This is a genomic window from Shewanella sp. MEBiC00475, assembly GCF_005234075.1.
Taxonomy (GTDB): Bacteria; Pseudomonadota; Gammaproteobacteria; order Enterobacterales; family Shewanellaceae; genus Shewanella; species Shewanella polaris.
The window spans coordinates 2,378,219-2,403,711 of record NZ_CP039928.1; the positions used below are offsets into that span (position 1 = coordinate 2,378,219).

Genomic DNA, 25,493 nt, shown 5'->3' on the forward strand with positions numbered 1-25,493 from the left:
GTGTGTATTCCTTAGCCTTGACTAGCGTCATCAGTAACTTGTGCTGTAAGTGGCTGGTTTTCGAATAGAAGTTGCGCTTGTTGTATCGCTTCTATTTGACTGCGTTCAGCCATTTCGATCAATTTAGGGGAGATAGTTACGCTAGGGCGTACTTTTTGTAAGCTGTTAACCACAATGGTTTCGTTTGGTTGTAAACCCGCAGTAATAATACGCAAACCTTGAATTTTCTCGCCTAAGGTTACGCCGCGATATTCAAGGGTGTTTTGAGCGTTGACTATTAATACATACTTGTTGTTTAGGTCAGTAAAAATGGCTTTGTCATCAATTAAAATGCCTTGATATGAGGCACTACCGGCAATGCTGACACGGGCAAATAGACCAGGTATTAATAGATTGTCAGGGTTAGAAAATGTGGCGCGTACCCGGATAGTACCTGTTTGCTGATTGACTGTATTATCAACAAAATCGATCACACCTTGATGAGTAAATTCCGTTTCATTTGCTAAGGCCATCAATACGGTGTTGTTACCTGAACGTGGGTCTTGGCGTTTTGTTTCACCTGATAGCGTTGCATATTTAAGGTAAGTTTGTTCATCAATATCAAAATACGCATGCATATTTTCTGTCGATACTAATTTCGTTAATTGAGTTTGACCTGCTGTAACATAATTGCCCGCAGTTTCATTAGCAAAAGATACCCGTCCAGTAATCGGCGCGGTAACTTGGGTGTATTCGAGATTAAGTTTAGCGCTGGTTAACGCCGCTTTTACTGAGGCCACTGCCGCTGCGGTTTGATGCATGTTGCTTCGACGAGTATCAATTAACTCTTCTGATACTGCTTGTTGATTAAACAACTTGTTAGCACGCTCAAAGTCATTTCTCGCTAATTGATTAGCCGACATCGCACTGGTTAATTCTGCTTCAAGACGTTCCGCTTCAGCTGCAAATACCTTTGAGTCAATAGTGAATAACACATCTCCTTTATTCACTAAAGCACCTTCTTTAAAGTTAACAGACTCAATATATCCAGATACGCGCGGAACTAAGGTCACTTTTTCAGGTGCTTGTAGGCGTCCAGTAAATTGATCCCATTCGGTAATGCGTTCATTGATTACGGTAGCAACACTCACTTCAGGGGCAGCAGGCGCACTTGCTTGTTGCTGTGGGGATTGTTGCCCACAAGCGACGAGTAGTAATGCCGTTAGGCTTACTAACAAAGTGGATTGAATTGATTTATACGTATTCATGTTGCTGTCCTCTAATCAATAGCTTTTATATTATTTAACCGGCTATTGGGTGCGTTATTCTTGTCTTTGGCTACATTTCTATACCGATTGGTATAAAATGTTCTGTACCAAACGGTAATATATAGATTAAAATAACCCTGTCAATGGATATTGTACCGTTAGGTATGAAATTATTTTGACCAGACGTTCAATTAGCGGGTTGATAAATTAATATCACAGTGAAATAGGGTGATTAATTACAATTAAATAGCGTTAATTAATGCTTGAACATTAGTCTAAGTTACGACTAATCTGCATGTTCTTAACCCTATATGGCTTAATAATATGCTAAAATATGCGGATTATTCATCATGAAACTTATATTTAAGATTATGATAAATAAAGGTTCGTTAATATAAGAGGTACTATTTATGACAATAACAAAAGCAGCTTGTGTTGGTCGCCCTCGAGGGTTCGATATCGACTTAGCATTAGAGCAAGCGCTTAATGTATTTTGGCGTAATGGATATGAAGGTACTTCGATAAACGAATTAACTGAGGTCATGGGAATTAAAAAACCCAGCTTATACGCCGCATTTGGTAATAAAGAGCAACTATTTTTAAAAGCCATTGAGCTTTATGAAAACCGCCCAGATTCTTTATTTAATACCGCTTTTAAACATGAACATATCGCTGATGTTTTCCGCGGCTTATTATTCGGTGCGGCAGCCAAGTTTACTGATTGTAGCCACCCGCAAGGTTGTGCATTAATCAACAGTACCCTTTCTTGCACTGAAGCAAGTGAGTCTATTAAACAAGCTGTTATGGTGCGAAAAGGGTTGCACAGACAACAATTGATTGCTCGATTTGAACAAGCCAAAGATCAAGATGAGCTAAATACAAATTGTCAGCCTGAAGTCTTAGCCCGATTCATTAGTATTTTACTTCAGGGCATGTCGATACAAGCATCGGAAGGGGCAAGCATTGAAGAGTTGCAACAAGTTGCCAGTATGGCGGTTGACGGTATGTTAGCTTTATACGTTAATCACTAAGTCGCCCGTTAAGCCGATCACTATGTAAATTAATTGATATGGTATTTTACAGTATCAATTTTGTTTGAATTGCTACTATTTCTTGGTTATGCGCTTCTACCTGCTCTAATAACGGTGTCTAGTGATACCGTAATAAACATCCACAGTATCGGAATTGAATGCTTGTACTTTGTTTAAGGATTTAAACCGATACGATCTAATTTAATGCTATTTTCCCTGTTACAATAGCGTCATTATTTTCAAATGTAACCTTCTTATGTCTATCTCTCTGGCTGTATTTAATACCCTTGGTCTTCAGCAGTCTTGTAGCTCGTTTGTTGAAGTCACTCATAAAGCAGAATTAGTAGAAACTTGTAAGGATCTATATCAGCAACAGTTACCCATGTTAATTTTGGGCGGTGGAAGTAACATCGTATTTACTGATGACTTCGATGGCACTGTGGTAAAAGTTGCAACAAAAGGCATACAGGTTACTGAAGACACTGATTATTATTATCTCAGTGTTCAAGCGGGTGAAAATTGGCATAACCTTGTTGAATTCTGTTTGAATAAGCAGATTTATGGTCTAGAGAATCTTGCGCTTATACCGGGTACGGTAGGCGCAGCTCCGATACAGAATATTGGTGCATATGGCGTTGAGTTTAATCGCTTTTGTTATCAAGTTGAATTTTTGCAGCTCGACACTGGAACATTGAATCATTTTGATAAAGATCAGTGTCATTTTGGTTATCGAGATTCTATATTTAAACAACAGCTTAAAAATTTAGTGGTCATTACTGAAGTGACTCTACGACTAAATAAACAGTGGCAACCAATAATTAATTATGGACCATTACAGCATTTTGATCCGGCACAGGTCACCGCAAAACAGATATTTGATAGTGTGTGTAAAGTTCGCCAAGCAAAATTACCCGATCCAAAAGTATTAGGTAATGTGGGCAGTTTTTTTAAGAACCCTATCGTGAGTTCAACTTGTTATGAGTTACTGAAGAGTCGTTATGCGGAATTGGTCGGCTATAAACAAATTGATGGACGTTTTAAAATTGCTGCAGGTTGGTTGATAGATACAGCGGGTTTAAAAGGTTTTAATATTGGCAATGCTGGCGTGCATAAGGATCAAGCATTGGTATTAGTCAATCTAGGGAATGCGACTGGTGCAGAAATATGTCAATTAGCGCGACATATTATCCAAGAGGTCTATGACACATTTGCTGTTATATTAGAACCCGAGCCTAGGATTATGGGCTCAGTTGAGGAGATAGAAATACAATGAATGGACATTGGCTACGCAAGCGACAAATTTTAGCGTGTTTAAGTCATCAACACTTTGTTTCTGGCGAAGTTATAGCTCAACAGTTATCTCTTACTCGTGCAGCAATTAATCAGCATATTGATGCGTTGAAAGACTATGGTATTGAAATATACAGTGTAAAAGGCAGAGGTTATAAGTTAGCAAATCCCATTTCCTTAGTTAATGAATCTGACCTTCTTAACGGTATTGATGGACGCTGCTTTTATTTTGATGAAACGGCCAGCACTAATGCATTTATGCTGGGTCATGCCACGGAACTGAAGTCGGGTGATATTTGTATTGCCGAATATCAATCAGCGGGTCGGGGGAGAAGAGGAAGGCAATGGCTCTCTCCTTATGGACATCATATTTATGCTTCAATGTTTTGGCGTTTAAATAACGATATTAGCCATGCAAGTGGATTAAGTTTAGTTATTGGCTGCTCTATTGTTAAAACATTAGCAGATTTTGGTGTCGAGGGATTGGGACTAAAATGGCCAAATGACATTTACCTCGATCATAGTAAATTAGCTGGAATTTTAGTTGAAATATCGCAGTCCTCTGCGAACCAAACTGAGCTGGTTATTGGTTTTGGTATTAATATGAGTATGTCTGTGGAACAAGGTGAGTTAATCGATCAACCTTGGAGTGATCTCTCTAGCTTAAAAGAAATACCCGATAAAACGGAACTATTGATTAAACTGCATAAAACGCTTAAGGCTGATTTACAACTATTCGAACTGAAAGGTTTGGGGGCTTTTTTAGAACGCTGGAATGAGTATGATTTATTTGTAAATCGTGAAGTTTCACTCCTAATGGCACCGAATTCTGTTAGTGGCATTTGTCGTGGAATTGATCAGCAAGGGGCTTTACTGCTTGAAACTGAGCAAGGTATTAAGCCCTATATCGGTGGTGAGATTAGTCTTAGAGCGGCAATCTAGGAAGTAACAATGAGCCTAGCAATAGGCTCATATAATGTTATTTTCTAAGTAAAACTCGGTCCATTAAGTGGTTTGGACCCTTTTGTAAAATGAGGTTTGCCCGCTCACGAGTGGGTTGAATATTAAGTGATAAATTGGGGCCATTAATCGTATCCCAAATATTTGCTGCAATAGTATTAGCCTCATCATCAGTTAGACATGAATAATGATGAAAGAATGATTTCGGGTCACTAAATGCACCTTTCCTAAATTGTAAAAACCGCTTTTTATACCAATCTTTTAATAATGACTCATCAGCATCAACATAAATCGAGAAATCAACGAAATCGGATACAAACGGTCTTCTAGTATCGATAGGTGAATCTAAACCTGTTTGAAGTACATTTAAGCCTTCTAAAATTAAAATATCGGGTTGATGTATGACTTGATGTTCATCGTGACATCTATCATAGGTAACATGGGAATAAATTGGTGCAAGAATTTCTTTATTACCTGCTTTAACAGCTGAGATAAATTCGACCAACATTTTCATATCATAACTTTCAGGAAAACCTTTACGTTGCAGTAACCCTTTGCGCTTAAGGTCAGCTAGTGGAAATAAAAAACCATCGGTGGTGACCAAATCTACTTTAGGGTGCTCAGGCCAGCGCTGTAGTAATGTTTGCAATATACGAGCAGTGGTGCTTTTACCCACGGCGACGCTTCCTGCTATACTAATAATGTAGGGACTAGGGGAAGGTTTTTGTTCGAGAAAATTGTCTAGAACGAGCCCACGTTGTTGTTTTGAGCCGACAAATAAATTCAGTAAACGACTGAGAGGAAGGTAAATGTCGGTGACTTCGTCTAAAGACAGCTTCTCATTCATACCACGCAGGTTTTCTAATTCTGCCTGACTCAATGTAAGTGGCACTGATTTTCGTAATTCAGCCCAATGCTTGCGCTGAAAAGCAAAGTAGAGTGCATCTTGTATTGAGTTAATTGGATTCATAACCATTCCTCTAAGTTGGTCAGGCACATTACACTATCGAATAAATGGCGACAATAGTTTGGTCTTCATTTGTCTGCATCGCAATTACATTCGTCTAGAAATCACACTTTCCGGCTAAAATGAGTGCAAAAAAGCGTCATTTGAGACTTTTTTTAGGTTTTTTATCATTTGCCTATTGCACTCGGCTCCACATTTACCTAATATCCGAACCCGAAATGATACGCCGGCATAGCTCAGTTGGTAGAGCAACTGACTTGTAATCAGTAGGTCCCGAGTTCGACTCTTGGTGCCGGCACCATTTTCTGGAGGGGTTCCCGAGTGGCCAAAGGGATCAGACTGTAAATCTGACGGCTCAGCCTTCGAAGGTTCGAATCCTTCTCCCTCCACCATTTTCTAGGTAGTTAGGTAGCCTAAATAGGTTGCGCGGATGTCGTATAATGGTATTACTCCAGCCTTCCAAGCTGATAACGCGGGTTCGATTCCCGCCATCCGCTCCAAATTTGTTCGCTGATATGGCTCAGTTTGTAGAGCACATCCCTCGTAAGGGTGAGGTCGGCAGTTCGAATCTGCCTACCATCAACAGCACTTCATGAATGAATTACCTAACCCTAAATAATCTATTCGATGTCATTTTATGCATCGGATTTTTACTATACGTGTTTTCATCACCAAGATACTTGGACTGAGGCTATACCATGGCAAAAGCTAAATTTGAACGTAACAAGCCCCATGTAAACGTGGGCACCATCGGTCACGTTGACCATGGCAAAACAACCTTAACAGCAGCAATTTCAGCTGTTTTGTCTAAGACATATGGTGGTGAAGCTCGTAACTTCGCTCAAATCGATAATGCTCCAGAAGAGCGTGAGCGCGGTATTACAATTAATACTTCTCACATCGAATATGACACGCCAATTCGTCACTATGCGCACGTAGACTGTCCAGGTCACGCGGATTATGTTAAAAACATGATTACTGGTGCTGCACAGATGGACGGCGCAATCTTAGTTGTTGCTGCAACAGATGGCCCAATGCCACAGACACGTGAGCACATCTTGCTTTCACGTCAAGTAGGCGTACCTTTCATCATCGTATTCATGAACAAGTGTGACATGGTAGATGACGAAGAATTACTAGAATTAGTAGAAATGGAAGTGCGCGAGCTTCTTTCAGAATACGACTTCCCAGGTGATGATTTACCAGTAATTCAAGGTTCAGCTCTTAAAGCCCTAGAAGGCCAGCCAGAGTGGGAAGCTAAAATTCTTGAGCTTGCAGAAGCACTAGATACTTATATTCCTGAGCCAGAGCGTGACATCGATAAACCATTCCTACTTCCAATTGAAGATGTATTCTCAATTTCAGGTCGTGGTACAGTGGTAACAGGTCGTGTTGAACGTGGTATCGTTCGCGTATCAGACGAAGTTGAAATTGTTGGTGTTCGTCCAACAACTAAAACAACTTGTACTGGTGTAGAAATGTTCCGCAAGCTACTTGACGAAGGTCGTGCTGGCGAAAACTGTGGTGTGTTATTACGTGGTACTAAGCGTGATGATGTTGAACGTGGCCAAGTACTAGCTAAGCCTGGTTCAATTAACCCACACACAACTTTCGAATCAGAAGTTTACGTGTTGTCAAAAGAAGAAGGCGGACGTCATACTCCATTCTTCAAAGGCTACCGTCCACAATTCTTCTTCCGTACAACAGACGTAACAGGCACAATTGAGTTACCAGAAGGCGTAGAAATGGTTATGCCTGGTGATAACATCAAGATGGTTGTTACTCTGATTTACCCAATCGCGATGGACGACGGTTTACGTTTCGCTATCCGTGAAGGTGGCCGTACAGTTGGTGCAGGTGTTGTAGCTAAAATTATCGCGTAATAGCGAGTTTAGTGAACACTAAAAAAGGAAGCCTAGGCTTCCTTTTTTATTTTTAAAGCAAAATTGGTACTAAAAATTGATTTTTTAGTTAATTTGTTAACCTTACTTTACCTGTATTGTTGCGAACAAAGCTGAATAAGAATACAATCTATGGCCGATTTTTGACCCTGTGCTTATGCATTTTCTGGGAATGTTCGGAAATGCGGATTTGGTAAATATGTTGTTTACCAAGCTAAGCCCAGGTCGTAGTGAGTAACGGAATTAACCGATGACAACAAATACTGAAAACCAGAGTAATTCTTTGGATATCGTTAAGTGGGGCGTAGCAGCAGTGCTAGTTGCTGCCGCTGTTATAGCCAATCAATTTTATGCAGATGCTAATGTAGTCGCTCGTGTTGCTGGGGTAATTATTGCCTTCGCTATAGCTGGTATCATTGCGCTGCAGACAAGCAAGGGTAAGCTAGCGCAATCTTTTGCTAGAGAAGCACATATTGAAGTGCGTAAAGTCGTTTGGCCAACTCGCCAAGAGGCGTTAAATACGACCTTTATTGTACTTGCAGCTACTGCAGTTATGGCATTAATCCTTTGGGGATTTGATGCTGTATTGTTAAGAGTTGTCAATTTAATTACTGGCGTATAGGCATCTGAAAATGACTGAAGTTACAGAAGCGAAAAAAAAATGGTATGTGATCCAAGCCTTTTCGGGCTATGAAGGCCGTGTTCTTAAAACACTGCTTGAACATATCAAAATGCACAATATGGAAGAATACTTCGGTGAGATCTTAGTTCCTACCGAAGAAGTTGTTGAAATGCGTGCAGGTCAACGTCGCAAAAGCGAACGTAAGTTTTTCCCTGGTTATGTATTAGTCCAGATGGAAATGAATGACGATAGCTGGCATTTAGTCAAAAGTATCCCACGTGTAATGGGCTTTATTGGTGGTACATCAGATCGTCCAGCACCTATTTCTGACAAAGAAGCTAATGCTATTCTTCAGCGTCTTCAAGATACTGTCGAGTCTCCAACTCATCGTGTCATGTATGAACCAGGTGAAGTTGTTCGTGTGTGTGACGGTCCATTTGCTGACTTTAATGGCACCATCGAAGAAGTTGATTACGAAAAAGATCGCATCAAAGTATCAGTGATGATATTTGGTCGTTCTACACCAGTAGAATTAGATTTTAATCAAGTTGAAAAGAGCTGATTAAAATAACTACAAATAAACATTGTTTGCGGGTGCGGATTTTTATATAATTCGCACCCGTTGTTTTCAGGGGAGCGTATTGGCATGTCGCCAACATGCGTTTGAACCCAAATTGAGGAAATGTCGACATGGCAAAGAAAATTGAAGCTTATATTAAGCTACAAGTAGCAGCCGGTGCTGCAAACCCGTCTCCACCAGTTGGTCCTGCTTTAGGTCAAAAGGGTGTGAACATCATGGAATTCTGTAAAGCATTCAATGCTCGTACTGAAAAGTTCGAAAAAGGCATGCCAATTCCTGTTGTTATCACGGTATTTAACGACCGTTCTTTCACTTTCGAAACTAAGACTCCACCTGCATCTTTCCTACTGCTTAAAGCAGCAGGTCTGAAATCAGGTTCTGGACGTCCTAATACTGAAAAAGTAGGAACAATAAAGCGTAGCGCTGTTCAGGAAATTGCTGAAACTAAAGCCGCTGATATGACTGGTGCTGATATTGAAGCGATGACTCGTTCAATTGAAGGTACTGCACGTTCAATGGGTTTGGTAGTAGAGGATTAATATAATGGCAAAGCTAACTAAGCGTGCTCGCGTTATCCGCGAAAAAGTTGATGTAACAAAAATGTATGACATCAACGAAGCTGTAACACTTTTACAAGAATTAGCGACAGCTAAATTTGTAGAGAGTGTTGACGTTGCTGTTAATCTAGGTATCGATCCTCGTAAATCAGATCAAAACGTGCGTGGTGCAACTGTACTGCCACATGGTACTGGTCGTGACGTTCGTGTTGCTGTATTCACTCAAGGTGCAAACGCTGAAGCTGCTAAAGCTGCTGGCGCTGAACTTGTGGGTATGGAAGATTTAGCTGCACAAGTTAAAGCTGGTGAAATGAACTTTGACGTTGTTATCGCATCTCCTGATGCTATGCGCGTTGTTGGTATGTTAGGTCAAATTTTAGGCCCTCGTGGTTTAATGCCTAACCCTAAAACTGGTACAGTAACGCCTAACGTTGCTGAAGCAGTTAAAAATGCCAAAGCGGGTCAAGTTCGTTACAGAAATGACAAGAATGGTATTATTCATACAACTATTGGCAAAGTAACTTTCACTGCTGAACAGTTAAAAGAAAACTTAGAATCGTTGATATCTGCACTGAAAAAGGCTAAGCCTGCAGTTGCAAAAGGTATTTACATTAAGAAAGTTAGCATCTCTACCACTATGGGTGCAGGTGTTGCTATCGACCAGAGTTCTCTGGAAGAAGCTAAGTAATATACAAAGCGCGCGTATTAGTCTATAATGCGCGCACTTTGTGGGTTGAAGCCGCTTTTATGTAATCGTTTTCGAACTTTTACATATTAGAGTCGGTTTCCGTCCAAGACCGCAGGTGTTAATCGCGAGATTAACTTAATTTCCAGCGTAGACGGTGTCAGGCCCCAGCTAAATTTTTTTACTGGAAAATCTGCACCGTAAGTAATTAAACACATAAGTGTTTAATTTGGTAAATACTAGGGAATTCCCTAGGTAGAATCCAGGAGTAAAGCCAATGGCATTAAGACTCGAAGACAAACAGGCAATTGTTGCTGAAGTCAACGAAGCTGCCAAAGGTGCACTTTCTGCAGTTGTTGCCGATTCACGTGGCGTAACTGTAGGTGCTATGACCGGTCTGCGTAAAGCTGCTCGCGAAAATGGTGTGTTTGTACGTGTAGTACGTAACACTCTTGCTCGTCGTGCAGTTCAAGGTACAGCTTTTGAGTGCCTAGCAGAAACGTTCACTGGCCCAACTTTAATTGCTTTCTCTAACGAGCACCCAGGTGCTGCAGCGCGTCTATTAAAAGACTTCGCTAAGGGACAAGATAAATTTGAAGTTAAAGGTGCAGCTTTCGAAGGGATGTTTATCCCTGCAGCTGACATTGATCGTTTAGCGAAACTACCAACATACGAAGAAGCACTAGCTCAGTTGATGATGACTATGAAAGAAGCATCTGCTGGTAAGTTTGTTCGTACATTGGCCGCCCTTCGCGATCAAAAACAAGATGCCGCTTAATTTTAAGCAGGCAGCTTAATAAAATTGAATTCAGAACAATAGGAAAAATTTCTAATGTCTATCACTAAAGACCAAATGTTAGAAGCTTTCGCAGCAATGTCTGTAATGGAAGTTGTTGAACTAATCGAAGCTATGGAAGAAAAATTCGGCGTTTCTGCTGCTGCTGCAGTAGTTTCTGGCGGTGGCGATGCTGTTGCTGCTGAAGAGCAAACAGAATTTGACGTAGTACTTACTTCATTCGGCGAAAACAAAGTTGCCGTGATTAAAGCACTACGTAGCGCTACTGGTCTTGGCTTGAAAGAAGCTAAGACTATGGCTGAATCTTCGCCAATCGCTGTTAAAGAAGGCGTAAGCAAAGAAGAAGCTGCTACTCTTAAAACTGATTTAGAAGCTGCAGGTGCTTCTGTTGAAGTTAAGTAAGCTGTAATTTAGCTTGCATCACCCAAGTAATTGGGTGAAGGCTGGCGGTTTTTTAACCGTCGGCCTTTTTTGCGCTCTATGCGCAGGCGATTTTTTTTCACCGTTTGTCGCCAGTTTTAGCAGTCCCTAGCAGAGATTACTGGTTAGGTTCTTGCCATCAACGGTGATAGGCAAACGTGCTGATTTAATTATATTATTTCAGTCTTGGTCACATCTCGTAAGCAGAGGAAACCCATGGTTTACTCCTATTCTGAAAAGAAGCGTATTCGCAAAGACTTTGGTAAGCGTCCAAAAGTTTTGGATATCCCTTATTTATTGTCTATCCAGTTAGACTCTTTTAAGAAGTTCACCGATCAAGACCCTACGGGTGAGCGTGGCTTAGAAGCCGCATTCCGTAGCGTTTTTCCTATCAAGAGCTTTTCTGGCTACTCTGAGCTGCAATATGTCAGCTACAAGCTAGGTGAGCCAGTTTTTGATGTGAAAGAATGTCAGATCCGCGGTGTAACTTATTCTGCACCACTTCGCGTTAAATTACGCATGGTGTTGTTTGACCGTGAAGCTGCTGCTGGCACTGTTAAAGACATTAAAGAGCAAGAAGTCTACATGGGTGATATACCTATGATGACGAATAACGGTACTTTCGTTATTAACGGTACTGAGCGTGTAATCGTGTCTCAGTTACACCGTTCTCCAGGTGTGTTCTTTGATCATGACCGTGGTAAAACCCACTCTTCTGGTAAGGTGCTGTATAACGCACGTATTATTCCTTACCGTGGTTCATGGCTTGACTTTGAATTCGATCCTAAAGATGCTTTATTCGTACGTATTGACCGTCGTCGTAAATTACCGGCAACGATTATTTTACGTGCACTTGAATACTCTACTCAGGACATCTTAGATTTATTCTTTGAGCGTATTCAATTTAAGATCAAGAAAGATTCGTTAGTTATGGCACTTGTGCCTGATCGTTTACGTGGTGAAACTGCAGGCTATGACATTAAAGATGCTGAAGGCACTTTATTAGTCGAAGCTGGCCGTCGCATTACGGCGCGTCATATTAAGCAACTTGAAAAAACCAACACTACTGAGCTTGAAGTACCAGTAGATTATATTGTTGGTAAGTATGCTGCTCAAGACTACATCGATGAAGATACCGGTGAAGTTTTAGTGACAGCAAACAGTGAGATTACCTTAGAAGATTTAGCTAAGTTATCACTTGCTGGTATTAAGGATATTGATACGTTATTTATCAATGACCTTGATCATGGTGCTTATATTGCGGATACATTACGTATTGATTCAACAACTAATCGCTTAGAAGCGTTAGTTGAAATCTACCGTATGATGCGTCCTGGCGAGCCACCAACCAAAGATGCTGCTGAAGGTTTATTCCAAAACCTATTCTTCAGTGAAGAACGTTATGACTTATCTAAAGTAGGTCGTATGAAGTTCAACCGTCGTCTTGAGATTGCTGAAGATGAAGGTCGCGGCGTGTTGTCTAAAGATGACATCGTTTGCGTTATGAAGAAAATCATTGAAATCCGTAACGGTTATGATGAAGTCGATGATATTGACCACTTAGGCAACCGTCGTATTCGTAGTGTCGGTGAGATGGCTGAAAACCAGTTCCGTGTTGGTTTAGTCCGTGTTGAGCGTGCTGTTCGTGAACGTCTATCTTTAGGCGATTTAAACGAGCTTATGCCACAAGACTTAATTAATGCGAAGCCAATTTCAGCAGCAGTGAAAGAATTCTTTGGTTCTTCACAGTTGTCACAGTTTATGGATCAAAACAACCCGCTATCAGAAGTGACGCATAAGCGTCGTATTTCTGCGCTTGGCCCTGGTGGTTTGACTCGTGAACGTGCAGGCTTCGAAGTCCGTGACGTACATCCAACTCACTACGGTCGTTTATGTCCAATTGAAACCCCTGAGGGTCCAAACATTGGTCTAATCAACTCATTAGCAAGTTTTGCACGTACTAACTCGTATGGTTTCTTAGAAACACCTTACCGCAAAGTGGTTGATGGTGTGATTACTGATGAAGTTGAATACTTATCAGCAATCGAAGAAGGCCGTTATGTTATTGCACAAGCAAACATCGAAGTTGATGCTAATGGCCGCATGGTTGAAGAACAAATTGCTTGTCGTCATAAAGGTGAATCTACCTTTATGCGTGCTGCAGATGTTCAATATATGGATGTATCACCACAGCAGATTATTTCTGTTGCGGCATCATTAATTCCGTTCTTAGAACACGATGATGCTAACCGCGCATTGATGGGTGCAAACATGCAACGTCAAGCAGTACCTACTTTACGTGCTGATAAGCCGTTAGTCGGAACGGGTATTGAACGTACTCTTGCTGTTGACTCTGGTGTGGTTGTAGCTGCAAAACGTGGCGGTGTGGTTGATTATGTTGACGCTAGCCGTATCGTAGTTAAAGTAAATGAAGATGAGCTACACGCAGGTGAAGCTGGTATCGACATTTATAACTTAACTAAATATACCCGTTCAAACCAAAACACTTGTATTAACCAACGTCCTTGTTGTTCTGTTGGTGAGCCAGTGGTTCGTGGTGACGTATTGGCAGATGGTCCATCAACCGATTTAGGTGATTTGGCTCTTGGTCAAAACATGCGTATCGCGTTCATGCCTTGGAACGGTTATAACTTCGAAGATTCGATCTTGATTTCTGAGCGCGTAGCGCAAGAAGATCGTTTCACGACTATCCATATTCAAGAGCTTTCTTGTATTGCTCGTGATACTAAATTGGGTAGTGAAGAAATCACTGCTGACATTCCAAACGTAGGTGAGTCTGCTTTATCTAAATTAGATGAGTCAGGTATCGTTTACATTGGTGCAGAAGTGAAGGGTGGCGACATTCTTGTGGGTAAAGTGACACCTAAGGGTGAAACACAGTTAACTCCAGAAGAGAAACTACTCCGAGCAATTTTTGGTGAAAAAGCTTCTGATGTTAAGGACAGCTCGTTACGTGTTCCTAACTCAGTGAAAGGCACCATCATCGACGTCCAGGTATTTACCCGTGACGGCGTTGAGAAAGACAAGCGCGCGCTTGAAATCGAAGAATTGCATGTTCGCCAAGCTCGTAAAGACTTAGGTGAAGAGTTCAAGATCCTTGAAGAAGGTGTATTGGGCCGTGCACGTAACTTGTTACTGTCTGTTGGTTACTCAGAAGCTAAGTTAGCTGAGATCCCACGTAAAGATGTGTTAATACAAGTTATCGATGACGAAGCAAAACAAACTGAATTAGAACAGTTGGCTGAACAGCACGAAGAGCTAAAAGCTGATTTTGATAAGACGTTTGAAATCAAGCGACGTAAGATCACCCAAGGTGATGACTTGGCACCTGGTGTATTGAAGATTGTTAAGGTTTACCTTGCAGTTAAACGTACTATCCAGCCTGGTGACAAGATGGCGGGTCGTCATGGTAACAAAGGTGTTATCTCGAAGATTTGTCCAGTTGAAGACATGCCATACGATGAAGAAGGTAATCCTGTAGACATCGTACTTAACCCATTGGGCGTACCATCGCGTATGAACATCGGTCAGGTACTTGAAGTCCACATGGGCGCAGCGGCGAAGGGTATCGGTAATAAGATTACCGCTATGCTTGAAGAGCAGCGTGAAATTGCCGAACTTCGTGGTTACATCAAACAGGTTTATGAATTAGGTGATGACGTGCTTCAGCGCGTTGATATCGATTCATTCACTGATGATGAAGTTGTACGATTGGCAACTAACCTTAAAGGTGGTATTCCAATTGCAACACCAGCATTCGATGGTGCTAAAGAGAAAGAGATCAAGCAAATGCTTGCTCTTGCAGGCTTGCCTGAGTCTGGTCAGTTGACATTATGTGACGGCCGTACCGGTAACGAATTTGAGCGTAAAGTAACTGTTGGTTACATGTATATGCTTAAATTGAACCACTTAGTTGATGACAAGATGCATGCCCGTTCTACAGGTTCATACAGCTTAGTTACACAACAACCATTGGGCGGTAAAGCTCAGTTTGGTGGTCAACGTTTCGGTGAGATGGAAGTGTGGGCACTTGAAGCATACGGTGCAGCTTATACTCTACAAGAAATGCTAACAGTTAAGTCAGATGACGTTAACGGTCGTACTCAGATGTATAAGAGTATTGTAGACGGTAACTATCAGATGCAACCTGGCATGCCTGAGTCTTTCAACGTATTGTTGAAGGAAATTCGTTCACTCGGTATTAATATCGAGTTGGATCAAGAGTAAGCATCGCACTTAAGCAATGTTTGGTAACCAAGGGTGCTTTGCATCAGCAAAGCACCTGGTTTAACTCCTTCAGGAGAGAAACGTGAAAGACTTATTAAAGTTTCTTAAGCAGCAAAGTAAGACTGAAGAATTTAACGGTATAAAAATTGGTTTGGCCTCGCCAGATCTAATCCGTTCTTGGTCTTTTGGTGAAGTAAAGAAGCCAGAAACCATTAACTACCGTACATTCAAGCCTGAACGTGAAGGTTTGTTCTGTGCGCGTATCTTCGGTCCGGTTAAAGATTACGAATGTTTGTGTGGTAAATACAAGCGTTTGAAGCACCGTGGTGTTATTTGTGAAAAGTGTGGCGTAGAAGTTACCCAGACTAAAGTGCGTCGTGAACGCATGGGTCACATTGATTTGGCAAGCCCAGTCGCCCACATTTGGTTCTTAAAATCACTTCCGTCTCGTATCGGCTTAATGCTGGACATGACGTTACGTGATATTGAACGCGTACTGTATTTCGAATCATTTGTTGTTATCGAGCCTGGCATGACCACGCTTGAGCGCGGCCAAATGCTAACCGAAGAAACGTATCTCGATGCGTTAGAAGAATACGGTGATGAGTTTGAAGCTAAGATGGGTGCAGAAGCAGTTCTTGAATTGCTACGTGCTATCAACTTAGAAGAACAGATCGAGCAAATGCGTGAAGAGTTGCCATCAATTAACTCTGAAACCCGTCGTAAGAAGGTCACTAAGCGCCTTAAGCTGATGGAAGCATTTTTCACTTCTGGCAACAAGCCAGAGTGGATGATCTTAAAAGTATTACCGGTTCTTCCACCTGATCTACGTCCATTAGTGCCGTTAGATGGTGGTCGTTTCGCGACATCAGATCTTAACGATCTTTATCGTCGTGTTATTAACCGTAACAACCGCTTAAAGCGTCTGTTAGATTTAGCTGCGCCTGACATTATCGTACGTAACGAAAAGCGTATGTTGCAAGAGTCAGTTGATGCGCTATTAGATAACGGTCGTCGCGGTCGTGCTATTACCGGTTCTAACAAGCGTCCGCTTAAATCTCTTGCTGATATGATCAAGGGTAAGCAAGGTCGTTTCCGTCAGAACTTACTTGGTAAGCGTGTTGACTATTCAGGCCGTTCGGTAATTACCGTAGGACCTACTTTACGTCTGCATCAGTGTGGTCTTCCTAAGAAGATGGCACTTGAGTTATTCAAGCCATTCATTTACGGCAAGTTAGAAGGTCGTGGTTTAGCGACTACTATTAAAGCTGCTAAGAAAATGGTTGAACGCGAACAGGCTGAAGTATGGGATGTGTTAGACGAAGTGATTCGTGAACATCCAGTAATGCTTAACCGTGCACCAACACTTCACAGACTAGGTATTCAAGCATTTGAACCTGTTTTGATTGAAGGTAAAGCAATTCAATTGCACCCGTTAGTTTGTGCGGCATATAACGCCGACTTCGACGGTGACCAAATGGCGGTTCACGTACCATTAACGCTTGAAGCTCAGTTAGAAGCTCGTGCGCTGATGATGTCAACCAACAACATTTTGTCACCAGCTAACGGTGAGCCTGTTATTACACCGTCTCAAGACGTTGTATTAGGTTTGTATTACACTAGCCGTGAATGTATTAATGGTCTCGGTGAAGGCATGGCTTTCTCTGATGTATCAGAAGTAGAGAAAGCATACGCCACAGGTGTTGCTGAATTACATGCTCGCGTTAAAGTGCGTATTACTGAGACTCATATAGCTGAAGATGGCGAAAGAACGAAAGCAACTCGTATCATTGATACTACAGTTGGTCGTGCTCTTTTATCATTAATTCTGCCTGAAGGCTTATCGTATGATTTGGTTAACCAAAACATGGGTAAGAAGCAGATTTCTAAGTTGTTGAACACCTGTTACCGTCAACTAGGTCTTAAAGATACTGTTATCTTTGCTGACCAATTGATGTATACCGGTTTCCGTTTTGCAACCATTTCTGGTGCCTCTGTTGGTATCGATGACATGGTTATTCCAGACGAGAAATACACCTTAGTTGCAGAAGCTGAAGCTGAAGTGCTTGAAATTCAAGAGCAGTTCCAATCAGGTCTTGTTACTGCCGGTGAGCGTTACAACAAAGTCATCGATATTTGGGCAAGTGCTAACGAAAAAGTCTCTAAGGCTATGATGGAAAACCTGTCTACTGAGACAGTGATTAACCGTGATGGTGTACCAGAGCAACAAGCATCGTTTAACAGCATCTATATGATGGCTGACTCGGGCGCTCGTGGTAGTGCAGCTCAGATCCGTCAGTTAGCGGGTATGCGTGGTTTGATGGCTAAGCCTGATGGCTCAATCATCGAAACCCCAATTACAGCAAACTTCCGTGAAGGTCTAAACGTACTACAGTACTTTATTTCTACTCACGGTGCGCGTAAAGGTCTTGCCGATACCGCATTGAAGACAGCTAACTCGGGTTACTTAACTCGTCGTTTAGTAGACGTTGCACAAGACTTAGTCGTTATTGAAGATGACTGTGGTGTTGAACATGGTCTAACAATGAAACCACTTATTGAAGGTGGAGATGTTGTTGAGCCATTACGTGAACGTGTTCTAGGTCGTGTTGTTGCTCTTGACGTTATGAAGCCTGGTACAAATGAAGTGCTTGCTCCACGCAACACACTTCTTGATGAAGCCTGGTGTAATACGTTAGAAGACCACAGTATTGATGAAGTGATAGTACGTTCTGTAATTACCTGTGAAACAGACTTCGGTGTGTGTGCAGCGTGTTACGGTCGTGACTTGGCTCGTGGTCATATTATCAACCACGGTGAAGCTATTGGTGTTGTTGCGGCGCAGTCAATTGGTGAACCAGGTACACAGTTAACCATGCGTACGTTCCACATTGGTGGTGCGGCATCTCGAGCTTCTGCAGAAAACAACGTTCAAGTTAAGAACGCGGGTTCTCTGAAGTTACATAATGCTAAGCATGTTTCAAACATCGACGGTAAACTTGTTATCGTATCTCGTTCTTCTGAATTAGCCGTCATCGATGAGCTAGGTCGTGAGAAAGAACGTTATAAAGTACCTTACGGTACTGTATTAGAGGTATTGGAAGATTGTGACGTTGCAGCTGGGCAAATTATTGCTAACTGGGATCCACATACTCACCCAATTATTTCTGAAGTTGCAGGTAGTGTTAAATTCGTTGATATGATTGACGGTGTCACCATGACACGTCAAACAGATGAATTAACAGGTTTATCTTCAGTCGTTGTACTTGAGGTTGGTGCGCGTACTTCAGCAGGTAAAGAACTACGGCCTGCAATACGCTTAGTTGATGCTGATGGTAATGACTTAAAGATCCCTGGTACAGAAGTACCAGCTCAATATTTCTTACCTGGTCACGCGATTGTGTCAAAAGACGATAACGCGAAAATCAACGTTGGTGACGCATTAGCACGTATTCCACAAGAATCGTCTAAAACACGCGACATCACCGGTGGTCTTCCACGTGTTGCTGACTTATTTGAAGCGCGTAAGCCAAAAGAGCCTGCAATTCTTGCAGAAATCTCTGGTACTATCTCGTTCGGTAAGGAAACTAAAGGTAAGCGTCGTCTAGTGATCACTCCAGCTGATGGCAGTGAACACTATGAAGAGATGATCCCTAAGTGGCGTAACTTGAACGTGTTCGAAGGTGAAAAAGTCGAACGTGGTGAAGTTATTGCAGACGGCCCAGAAGCGGCTCATGACATTCTTCGTCTTCGTGGTATACACAACGTAGCAAACTACATTGTGAACGAAGTACAAGATGTTTACCGTCTACAGGGCGTTAAGATCAACGACAAACACATCGAAGTTATCATTCGTCAAATGCTACGTAAGTGTTTAATCACTTCAACAGGCGACACTGATTTCTTAGAAGGTGAGCAAGCAGAAGTTGCACGCGTGAAGATTGCTAACCGTGAGTTAATCGCTCAAGGTAAGACTCCTGCAACGTTTGAGCGTGAATTACTTGGTATTACCAAAGCATCTTTGGCTACTGAATCATTCATCTCAGCAGCATCGTTCCAGGAAACCACTCGTGTGTTAACTGAAGCGGCCGTTGGTGGTAAGAGCGATCCATTACGTGGTCTTAAAGAAAACGTAATCGTAGGTCGTTTGATCCCTGCTGGTACAGGTTATGCTTATCACATTGCCCGTAACGAAGAACGCGCCAAAGCGGCAAGTTCTCGTGGCAAAGTGGCAACGACAACTGTGACTGCAAGCGAAGCTGAACAGAACCTAGCAGATCTCTTAAACTTGGCTGGTAGCCAAGATTAAGTTAATGTTATGTTAACAAAAGGCGCCATTGGCGCCTTTTTTATTGGAATTTGCATGAAAAGTTGGCTATTTCTTGACAGATAGCGATTACCTTTCTAAAATTCCGCGTCCCACCATTGTGGGATATAGATTTTTCACACCTAATTGTTGAGTTTAAATCAACTGTCGGAGCTATACATGGCAACTGTTAACCAGTTGGTACGTAAGCCACGCGCGCCAAAAGTCGAAAAGACTAATGTGCCTGCGTTGAACGCGTGCCCACAAAAACGTGGTGTTTGTACTCGTGTGTACACTACAACACCTAAAAAACCTAACTCTGCACTACGTAAAGTAGCTCGTGTGCGCCTAACTAACGGTTTCGAAGTAACTTCGTATATCGGTGGTGAAGGCCATAACTTGCAAGAACACAGTGTAATCCTAATCCGTGGTGGTCGTGTTAAAGACTTACCTGGTGTGCGTTACCACACTATTCGTGGCGCATTAGACTGTGCTGGCGTGACTTCACGTCGCCAAGGCCGTTCTAAGTACGGTGCTAAGCGTCCTAAGTCTTAACGTATCCCGTTTAAGTAAGGCCAAGCTAGTATTTATTTGACATTCCAGTTTTGGAAATACCTGAAGCATACGGAGAATTAATATGCCAAGACGTCGCGTTGTAGGACAACGTAAAATCCTACCAGATCCAAAGTTTCACAGTGAGTTGTTGGCTAAGTTCATCAACGTCATCATGCAGGACGGCAAAAAGTCGACTGCAGAAAAAATTATTTACAAGGCACTAGATGTTGTCGCTGAAAAGAAAAGCGAAAATCATTTAAGTATCCTTGAAGCAGCTCTTGATAACGTTCGCCCATCAGTCGAAGTTAAATCTCGTCGTGTTGGTGGTTCTACTTATCAAGTACCATGTGAAGTTCGTCCTGTGCGTCGTAACGCACTAGCGATGCGCTGGTTAGTTGAAGCTGCTCGCAAACGTGGTGAAAAATCTATGGCTTTACGTCTAGCAGGTGAAATGCTAGATGCGTCTGACAACAAAGGTACTGCGGTTAAGAAGCGTGAAGACGTGCATCGCATGGCTGAAGCTAACAAAGCCTTCGCCCATTACCGTTGGTAATATGATGGAGTGGGCTTCGGCCCACTCCATATTGTTGATATTGCTAAAACTAATCGTTTTAGTTGAGAGGGTATAAATAGTGGCTCGTACAACCCCAATTGAGCATTATCGAAATATCGGTATCGTTGCTCATGTGGATGCAGGTAAAACTACCACAACAGAACGTGTTCTGTTCTATACCGGTATGTCTCATAAAATCGGTGAGGTGCATGACGGCGCCGCCACGACAGATTGGATGGTACAAGAGCAAGAGCGTGGTATTACTATCACATCTGCTGCAGTAACAGCATTCTGGCGCGGAATGGATGCCCAATTCGCTCTACACCGAATTAATATCATCGATACTCCTGGTCACGTAGACTTTACTATTGAAGTCGAGCGTTCATTACGCGTTCTCGATGGAGCTGTAGTTGTATTCTGCGGTTCGTCAGGCGTTGAACCACAATCTGAAACAGTATGGCGTCAAGCGGACAAATACCACGTTCCGCGTATCGTGTTTGTTAACAAGATGGACCGTGCTGGGGCAGATTTCGACCGCGTTATAAAACAAATTCGTAACCGCCTTGGTGCAACTTGTGTCCCTATTCACTTGAATATTGGCGCAGAAGAAAGCTTCAAGGGTGTTATTGATTTAATTAAGATGAAAGCCATTAACTGGTCTGAAAACGATCAGGGAATGACGTTCTCTTATGAAGACATTCCTGCACATCTGGCAGCAAAAGCTGCAGAAATGCATGAGTATCTCGTGGAAGCAGCAGCTGAAGCCTCTGATGAACTGATGAATAAATACCTTGAAGAAGGTGAGCTATCTGAAGCAGAGATTAAAACAGCGTTGCGTCAGCGCACAATTAACAATGAGATCGTGCTCGCTACCTGTGGTTCTGCCTTCAAGAACAAAGGTGTGCAAGCGGTTCTTGATGCGGTAATCGATTTTTTACCCGCGCCTATTGATGTCCCTGCAATTAAGGGTCTTGATGAAAACGATAAAGAAGTTGAACGCCCATCAGATGATAAAGCCCCTTTTGCGGCTCTAGCATTTAAAATTGCGACTGATCCATTTGTTGGTACATTGACCTTTATCCGTGTGTATTCAGGTGTACTAGAATCAGGTGCTGCTGTTTATAATTCTGTTAAGCAGAAACGTGAACGAGTTGGTCGAATTGTGCAAATGCACGCAAATGACCGAACAGAACTGAAAGAAGTACGTGCTGGTGATATAGCGGCTGCTATTGGTCTTAAAGATGTAACAACTGGTGATACTCTTTGCGATAACGATCACAGAGTGATTCTTGAGCGCATGGAGTTCCCAGAACCCGTAATTACCATTGCCGTTGAGCCTCGTTCAAAAGCTGACCAAGATAAAATGGGTATTGCGCTGCAAAAATTAGCAGCAGAAGATCCATCTTTCAAAGTCGAAACTGATGAAGAGTCGGCACAAACACTCATATCTGGTATGGGCGAATTACATTTAGACATTATCGTTGACCGTATGCGTCGCGAGTTTGGTGTAGAGTGTAACGTAGGTAAACCACAAGTTGCCTATCGTGAAACAATTCGTTCTAAAGTGGAAGTGGAAGGTAAGTTCGTACGTCAATCTGGCGGACGTGGTCAATTTGGCCATGTTTGGTTAAGGATTGAGCCACTCGAAGAGGGTGCGGGCTACGAATTTGTTAACGAAATTGTGGGTGGTGCGGTTCCTCGTGAATTCATTCCTGCTGTTGACAAAGGTATTCAAGAACAGATGAAGAATGGTGTATTAGCCGGCTATCCTGTTCTTGACGTGAAAGTCAGTTTGTTTGACGGTTCATATCATGATGTGGACTCAAACGAAATGGCCTTCAAAATTGCAGGTTCTATGGGCTTCAAAACGGGTGCGCTTGAAGCAACCCCGGTGTTGCTCGAACCTTGTATGAAAGTAGAAGTAACTACGCCTGAAAATTATATGGGCGACGTTGTTGGTGATTTAAACCGACGTCGTGGCATAATTGAAGGTATGGATGATGGCATCGCAGGTGTTAAACTTGTCCACGCAGTAGTACCTCTATCTGAAATGTTTGGTTATGCGACTGATTTGCGCTCTGCATCTCAGGGTCGTGCTTCATACTCTATGGAGTTTTTGAAGTATGCAGATGCACCGCAAAACATTGCAAAAGCGATTATAGACTCTCGTAACTAATATTGGTTACGGCATCAATGTTATATTGCTCGAACTAATCGAGCACTTCTGAAAAGAAAGGAATATATCGTGGCAAAAGCTAAATTTGAACGTAACAAGCCCCATGTAAACGTGGGCACCATCGGTCACGTTGACCATGGCAAAACAACCTTAACAGCAGCAATTTCAGCTGTTTTGTCTAAGACATATGGTGGTGAAGCTCGTAACTTCGCTCAAATCGATAATGCTCCAGAAGAGCGTGAGCGCGGTATTACAATTAATACTTCTCACATCGAATATGACACGCCAATTCGTCACTATGCGCACGTAGACTGTCCAGGTCACGCGGATTATGTTAAAAACATGATTACTGGTGCTGCACAGATGGACGGCGCAATCTTAGTTGTTGCTGCAACAGACGGCCCAATGCCACAGACACGTGAGCACATCTTGCTTTCACGTCAAGTAGGTGTACCTTTCATCATCGTATTCATGAACAAGTGTGACATGGTAGATGACGAAGAATTACTAGAATTAGTAGAAATGGAAGTGCGCGAGCTTCTTTCAGAATACGACTTCCCAGGTGATGATTTACCAGTAATTCAAGGTTCAGCTCTTAAAGCCCTAGAAGGCCAGCCAGAGTGGGAAGCTAAAATTCTTGAGCTTGCAGAAGCACTAGATACTTATATTCCTGAGCCAGAGCGTGACATCGATAAACCATTCCTACTTCCAATTGAAGATGTATTCTCAATTTCAGGTCGTGGTACAGTGGTAACAGGTCGTGTTGAACGTGGTATCGTTCGCGTATCAGACGAAGTTGAAATTGTTGGTGTTCGTCCAACAACTAAAACAACTTGTACTGGTGTAGAAATGTTCCGCAAGCTACTTGACGAAGGTCGTGCTGGCGAAAACTGTGGTGTGTTATTACGTGGTACTAAGCGTGATGATGTTGAACGTGGCCAAGTACTAGCTAAGCCTGGTTCAATTAACCCACACACAACTTTCGAATCAGAAGTTTACGTGTTGTCAAAAGAAGAAGGCGGACGTCATACTCCATTCTTCAAAGGCTACCGTCCACAATTCTTCTTCCGTACAACAGACGTAACAGGCACAATTGAGTTACCAGAAGGCGTAGAAATGGTTATGCCTGGTGATAACATCAAGATGGTCGTTACTCTGATTTACCCAATCGCGATGGACGACGGTTTACGTTTCGCTATCCGTGAAGGTGGCCGTACAGTTGGTGCAGGTGTTGTAGCTAAAATTATCGCGTAATAGCGAGTTTAGTGAACACTAAAAAAGGAAGCCTAGGCTTCCTTTTTTATTTTCTGAAAACTGACAATCTATACAGGAATGAATATCTGCATGCTGAGAAATCAACAGCAATTGATTGTAGAAAGACTTTATGAAGACTATTTACACAATAGGCTTGATCTACGAAAGAAGATCTGTATAATTGCCCTCTCGCTGACTAGTGCAGCGTAAATTATAATGTTTAGCCTGTTAGGTTACTCATTTACATAGCGACTCCGATTGGGAGTCGAACGGTTAAATCATCTCGCTCTGCGTTCCTATAAGGAAGATGCTAGAGGGTGATTTTTTATATGTCCATTTTAGGAGCTCTGGTCAATGCAGAACCAAAGAATCCGTATCCGCTTGAAAGGCTTTGATCATCGTTTGATTGATCAGTCTACAGCGGAAATCGTTGAAACTGCTAAGCGTACTGGCGCGCAGGTACGTGGTCCTATTCCACTACCAACTCGCAAAGAGCGTTTTACCATTTTGATCTCTCCGCACGTTAATAAAGATGCACGTGACCAGTACGAAATTCGTACCCACAAGCGTTTAGTTGACATCGTAGAGCCAACAGAAAAGACAGTAGACGCATTAATGCGTTTAGATCTTGCGGCTGGTGTCGACGTTCAGATTAGCTTAGGTTAATTGAGATCCTTAGAAGAGGTTTGAGAGATGGCTATCGGTCTTATCGGTCGTAAAGTGGGTATGACCCGCATCTTCACTGAAGATGGTGTGTCAATCCCAGTAACAGTAATTGAAGTTGCTGGCAACCGTGTTACTCAAGTGAAAACTTTAGAAACTGACGGTTACCGTGCACTTCAAGTGACTACTGGTACCAAAAAAGCCAATCGCATCACTAAAGCTGAAGCAGGTCACTTTGCCAAGGGCGGCGTAGAAGCTGGTCGTGGTTTGTGGGAAATGCGTTTAGCAGATGGCGAAGGCGAAGGCATTGTAGTTGGTGCCGAACTTAATGTTGATATTTTCGCAGAAACTGTGAAAGTAGACGTTACCGGTCAATCAAAAGGTAAGGGCTTCCAAGGCGGTGTTAAGCGTTGGAATTTCCGTACTCAAGATATGACTCATGGTAACTCTTTGTCACACCGTTCGAATGGTTCTATCGGTCAGAACCAAACGCCTGGTCGTGTATTCAAAGGCAAGAAGATGTCAGGCCATATGGGTGCTGTACAAGTAACAACTCAAAATCTACACGTTGTACGTGTTGATGCAGAGCGTAACTTGTTATTAGTACGCGGCGCTGTTCCAGGCGCTACCAATGGTGACTTGATTATCAAGCCAGCAGTTAAAGCTTAAGGTCTGAGGAGAT

At 42.4% G+C, this 25,493-nt stretch carries 20 protein-coding genes and 4 tRNA genes; 22 read left to right on the forward strand and 2 right to left on the reverse strand.

Features of this window, described 5'->3' with window-relative positions:
• Positions 1-11: 11 nt before the first annotated feature.
• Positions 12-1,247, reverse strand: coding sequence for an efflux RND transporter periplasmic adaptor subunit (locus FCN25_RS10480; RefSeq protein WP_137224510.1), 1,236 nt, complete (start codon positions 1,245-1,247; stop codon positions 12-14).
• Between the two features lie 410 nt (positions 1,248-1,657).
• On the opposite strand from FCN25_RS10480, the gene FCN25_RS10485 reads away from it, so the two are divergent.
• From FCN25_RS10485 to birA, 3 genes are all read left to right on the forward strand, one after another.
• A complete protein-coding gene (locus FCN25_RS10485; protein WP_137224513.1) occupies positions 1,658-2,278 on the forward strand; it encodes a TetR/AcrR family transcriptional regulator in 621 nt (206 codons plus the stop codon).
• 256 nt (positions 2,279-2,534) lie between these two features.
• Positions 2,535-3,551, forward strand: a complete 1,017-nt coding sequence (gene murB, locus FCN25_RS10490) for a UDP-N-acetylmuramate dehydrogenase (RefSeq protein ID WP_137224516.1) — start codon at positions 2,535-2,537, stop codon at positions 3,549-3,551.
• Positions 3,548-4,510: a bifunctional biotin--[acetyl-CoA-carboxylase] ligase/biotin operon repressor BirA gene (gene birA, locus FCN25_RS10495; RefSeq protein WP_137224519.1), complete on the forward strand. Its 963-nt coding sequence runs from the start codon at positions 3,548-3,550 to the stop codon at positions 4,508-4,510. Before murB ends, birA begins: the two co-directional genes overlap by 4 nt.
• Positions 4,511-4,547: 37 nt before the next feature.
• Here the strand turns inward: birA and coaA are convergent, their stop codons facing one another.
• The gene (gene coaA / locus FCN25_RS10500; protein ID WP_137224521.1) at positions 4,548-5,498 is read right to left on the reverse strand and encodes a type I pantothenate kinase; all 951 of its coding nucleotides are present in this window, start codon (positions 5,496-5,498) and stop codon (positions 4,548-4,550) included.
• A 222-nt stretch (positions 5,499-5,720) separates the two neighbouring features.
• Here coaA and FCN25_RS10505 point away from each other — a divergent pair.
• From FCN25_RS10505 to rplC, 19 genes are all read left to right on the forward strand, one after another.
• A tRNA-Thr gene (locus FCN25_RS10505) sits at positions 5,721-5,796 on the forward strand.
• Between the two features lie 6 nt (positions 5,797-5,802).
• Positions 5,803-5,887: transfer RNA gene (locus tag FCN25_RS10510), tRNA-Tyr, on the forward strand.
• Positions 5,888-5,921: 34 nt separating this feature from the next.
• Positions 5,922-5,995, forward strand: a tRNA-Gly gene (locus tag FCN25_RS10515).
• Between the two features lie 9 nt (positions 5,996-6,004).
• Positions 6,005-6,077, forward strand: a tRNA-Thr gene (locus FCN25_RS10520).
• 116 nt (positions 6,078-6,193) lie between these two features.
• On the forward strand, positions 6,194-7,378 hold the full coding sequence (gene tuf / locus FCN25_RS10525; RefSeq protein WP_137224523.1) for an elongation factor Tu: 1,185 nt from the start codon (positions 6,194-6,196) through the stop codon (positions 7,376-7,378).
• 268 nt (positions 7,379-7,646) lie between these two features.
• Positions 7,647-8,018 carry a preprotein translocase subunit SecE gene (secE, locus tag FCN25_RS10530; protein ID WP_137224526.1) on the forward strand — a complete coding sequence of 124 codons (372 nt, stop codon included), beginning with the start codon at positions 7,647-7,649 and terminating at the stop codon, positions 8,016-8,018.
• A 10-nt stretch (positions 8,019-8,028) separates the two neighbouring features.
• Positions 8,029-8,580 carry a transcription termination/antitermination protein NusG gene (gene nusG / locus FCN25_RS10535; protein WP_137224529.1) on the forward strand — a complete coding sequence of 184 codons (552 nt, stop codon included), beginning with the start codon at positions 8,029-8,031 and terminating at the stop codon, positions 8,578-8,580.
• 128 nt (positions 8,581-8,708) lie between these two features.
• The gene (gene rplK / locus FCN25_RS10540; RefSeq protein WP_137224532.1) at positions 8,709-9,137 is read left to right on the forward strand and encodes a 50S ribosomal protein L11; all 429 of its coding nucleotides are present in this window, start codon (positions 8,709-8,711) and stop codon (positions 9,135-9,137) included.
• 4 nt (positions 9,138-9,141) lie between these two features.
• Complete coding sequence (gene rplA / locus FCN25_RS10545) at positions 9,142-9,843, forward strand: 50S ribosomal protein L1 (protein WP_137224534.1); 702 nt, start codon at positions 9,142-9,144, stop codon at positions 9,841-9,843.
• Positions 9,844-10,117: 274 nt separating this feature from the next.
• On the forward strand, positions 10,118-10,618 hold the full coding sequence (rplJ, locus tag FCN25_RS10550; protein ID WP_137224537.1) for a 50S ribosomal protein L10: 501 nt from the start codon (positions 10,118-10,120) through the stop codon (positions 10,616-10,618).
• 54 nt (positions 10,619-10,672) lie between these two features.
• Positions 10,673-11,038 carry a 50S ribosomal protein L7/L12 gene (gene rplL, locus FCN25_RS10555; RefSeq protein WP_137224540.1) on the forward strand — a complete coding sequence of 122 codons (366 nt, stop codon included), beginning with the start codon at positions 10,673-10,675 and terminating at the stop codon, positions 11,036-11,038.
• A gap of 234 nt (positions 11,039-11,272) precedes the next feature.
• Positions 11,273-15,304 carry a DNA-directed RNA polymerase subunit beta gene (rpoB, locus tag FCN25_RS10560; protein WP_137224542.1) on the forward strand — a complete coding sequence of 1,344 codons (4,032 nt, stop codon included), beginning with the start codon at positions 11,273-11,275 and terminating at the stop codon, positions 15,302-15,304.
• Positions 15,305-15,386: 82 nt separating this feature from the next.
• Positions 15,387-19,613, forward strand: coding sequence for a DNA-directed RNA polymerase subunit beta' (gene rpoC / locus FCN25_RS10565; RefSeq protein WP_137224545.1), 4,227 nt, complete (start codon positions 15,387-15,389; stop codon positions 19,611-19,613).
• 177 nt (positions 19,614-19,790) lie between these two features.
• Entirely contained in the window at positions 19,791-20,165 is a 375-nt protein-coding gene (rpsL, locus tag FCN25_RS10570) for a 30S ribosomal protein S12 (protein ID WP_137224548.1), read from the forward strand.
• A gap of 82 nt (positions 20,166-20,247) precedes the next feature.
• Entirely contained in the window at positions 20,248-20,718 is a 471-nt protein-coding gene (gene rpsG, locus FCN25_RS10575; RefSeq protein WP_124729270.1) for a 30S ribosomal protein S7, read from the forward strand.
• Positions 20,719-20,797: 79 nt separating this feature from the next.
• The gene (gene fusA, locus FCN25_RS10580; RefSeq protein WP_137224551.1) at positions 20,798-22,894 is read left to right on the forward strand and encodes an elongation factor G; all 2,097 of its coding nucleotides are present in this window, start codon (positions 20,798-20,800) and stop codon (positions 22,892-22,894) included.
• A 69-nt stretch (positions 22,895-22,963) separates the two neighbouring features.
• A complete protein-coding gene (tuf, locus tag FCN25_RS10585) occupies positions 22,964-24,148 on the forward strand; it encodes an elongation factor Tu (RefSeq protein ID WP_137224523.1) in 1,185 nt (394 codons plus the stop codon).
• A gap of 354 nt (positions 24,149-24,502) precedes the next feature.
• Positions 24,503-24,814 (forward strand): 30S ribosomal protein S10, encoded by a 312-nt coding sequence (gene rpsJ / locus FCN25_RS10590; RefSeq protein ID WP_124729273.1) that lies wholly within the window; start codon positions 24,503-24,505, stop codon positions 24,812-24,814.
• Positions 24,815-24,841: 27 nt separating this feature from the next.
• The gene (gene rplC / locus FCN25_RS10595) at positions 24,842-25,480 is read left to right on the forward strand and encodes a 50S ribosomal protein L3 (RefSeq protein ID WP_137224555.1); all 639 of its coding nucleotides are present in this window, start codon (positions 24,842-24,844) and stop codon (positions 25,478-25,480) included.
• Positions 25,481-25,493: the final 13 nt, after the last annotated feature.

Excerpts from the sequence above, each read along its gene's own strand:
- secE (WP_137224526.1), top strand. The coding sequence starts at position 7,647 with ATGACAACAAATACTGAAAACCAGAGTAATTCTTTGGATATCGTTAAG.
- rplA (WP_137224534.1), top strand. The coding sequence starts at position 9,142 with ATGGCAAAGCTAACTAAGCGTGCTCGCGTTATCCGCGAAAAAGTTGAT.
- rplJ (WP_137224537.1), top strand. The coding sequence starts at position 10,118 with ATGGCATTAAGACTCGAAGACAAACAGGCAATTGTTGCTGAAGTCAAC.
- FCN25_RS10485 (WP_137224513.1), top strand. The coding sequence starts at position 1,658 with ATGACAATAACAAAAGCAGCTTGTGTTGGTCGCCCTCGAGGGTTCGAT.
- tuf (WP_137224523.1), top strand. The coding sequence starts at position 6,194 with ATGGCAAAAGCTAAATTTGAACGTAACAAGCCCCATGTAAACGTGGGC.
- rplL (WP_137224540.1), top strand. The coding sequence starts at position 10,673 with ATGTCTATCACTAAAGACCAAATGTTAGAAGCTTTCGCAGCAATGTCT.
- FCN25_RS10480 (WP_137224510.1), bottom strand. The coding sequence starts at position 1,247 with ATGAATACGTATAAATCAATTCAATCCACTTTGTTAGTAAGCCTAACG.
- rpsG (WP_124729270.1), top strand. The coding sequence starts at position 20,248 with ATGCCAAGACGTCGCGTTGTAGGACAACGTAAAATCCTACCAGATCCA.
- rplK (WP_137224532.1), top strand. The coding sequence starts at position 8,709 with ATGGCAAAGAAAATTGAAGCTTATATTAAGCTACAAGTAGCAGCCGGT.
- rplC (WP_137224555.1), top strand. The coding sequence starts at position 24,842 with ATGGCTATCGGTCTTATCGGTCGTAAAGTGGGTATGACCCGCATCTTC.
- murB (WP_137224516.1), top strand. The coding sequence starts at position 2,535 with ATGTCTATCTCTCTGGCTGTATTTAATACCCTTGGTCTTCAGCAGTCT.
- rpsL (WP_137224548.1), top strand. The coding sequence starts at position 19,791 with ATGGCAACTGTTAACCAGTTGGTACGTAAGCCACGCGCGCCAAAAGTC.
- rpsJ (WP_124729273.1), top strand. The coding sequence starts at position 24,503 with ATGCAGAACCAAAGAATCCGTATCCGCTTGAAAGGCTTTGATCATCGT.
- coaA (WP_137224521.1), bottom strand. The coding sequence starts at position 5,498 with ATGAATCCAATTAACTCAATACAAGATGCACTCTACTTTGCTTTTCAG.
- rpoB (WP_137224542.1), top strand. The coding sequence starts at position 11,273 with ATGGTTTACTCCTATTCTGAAAAGAAGCGTATTCGCAAAGACTTTGGT.
- nusG (WP_137224529.1), top strand. The coding sequence starts at position 8,029 with ATGACTGAAGTTACAGAAGCGAAAAAAAAATGGTATGTGATCCAAGCC.
- birA (WP_137224519.1), top strand. The coding sequence starts at position 3,548 with ATGAATGGACATTGGCTACGCAAGCGACAAATTTTAGCGTGTTTAAGT.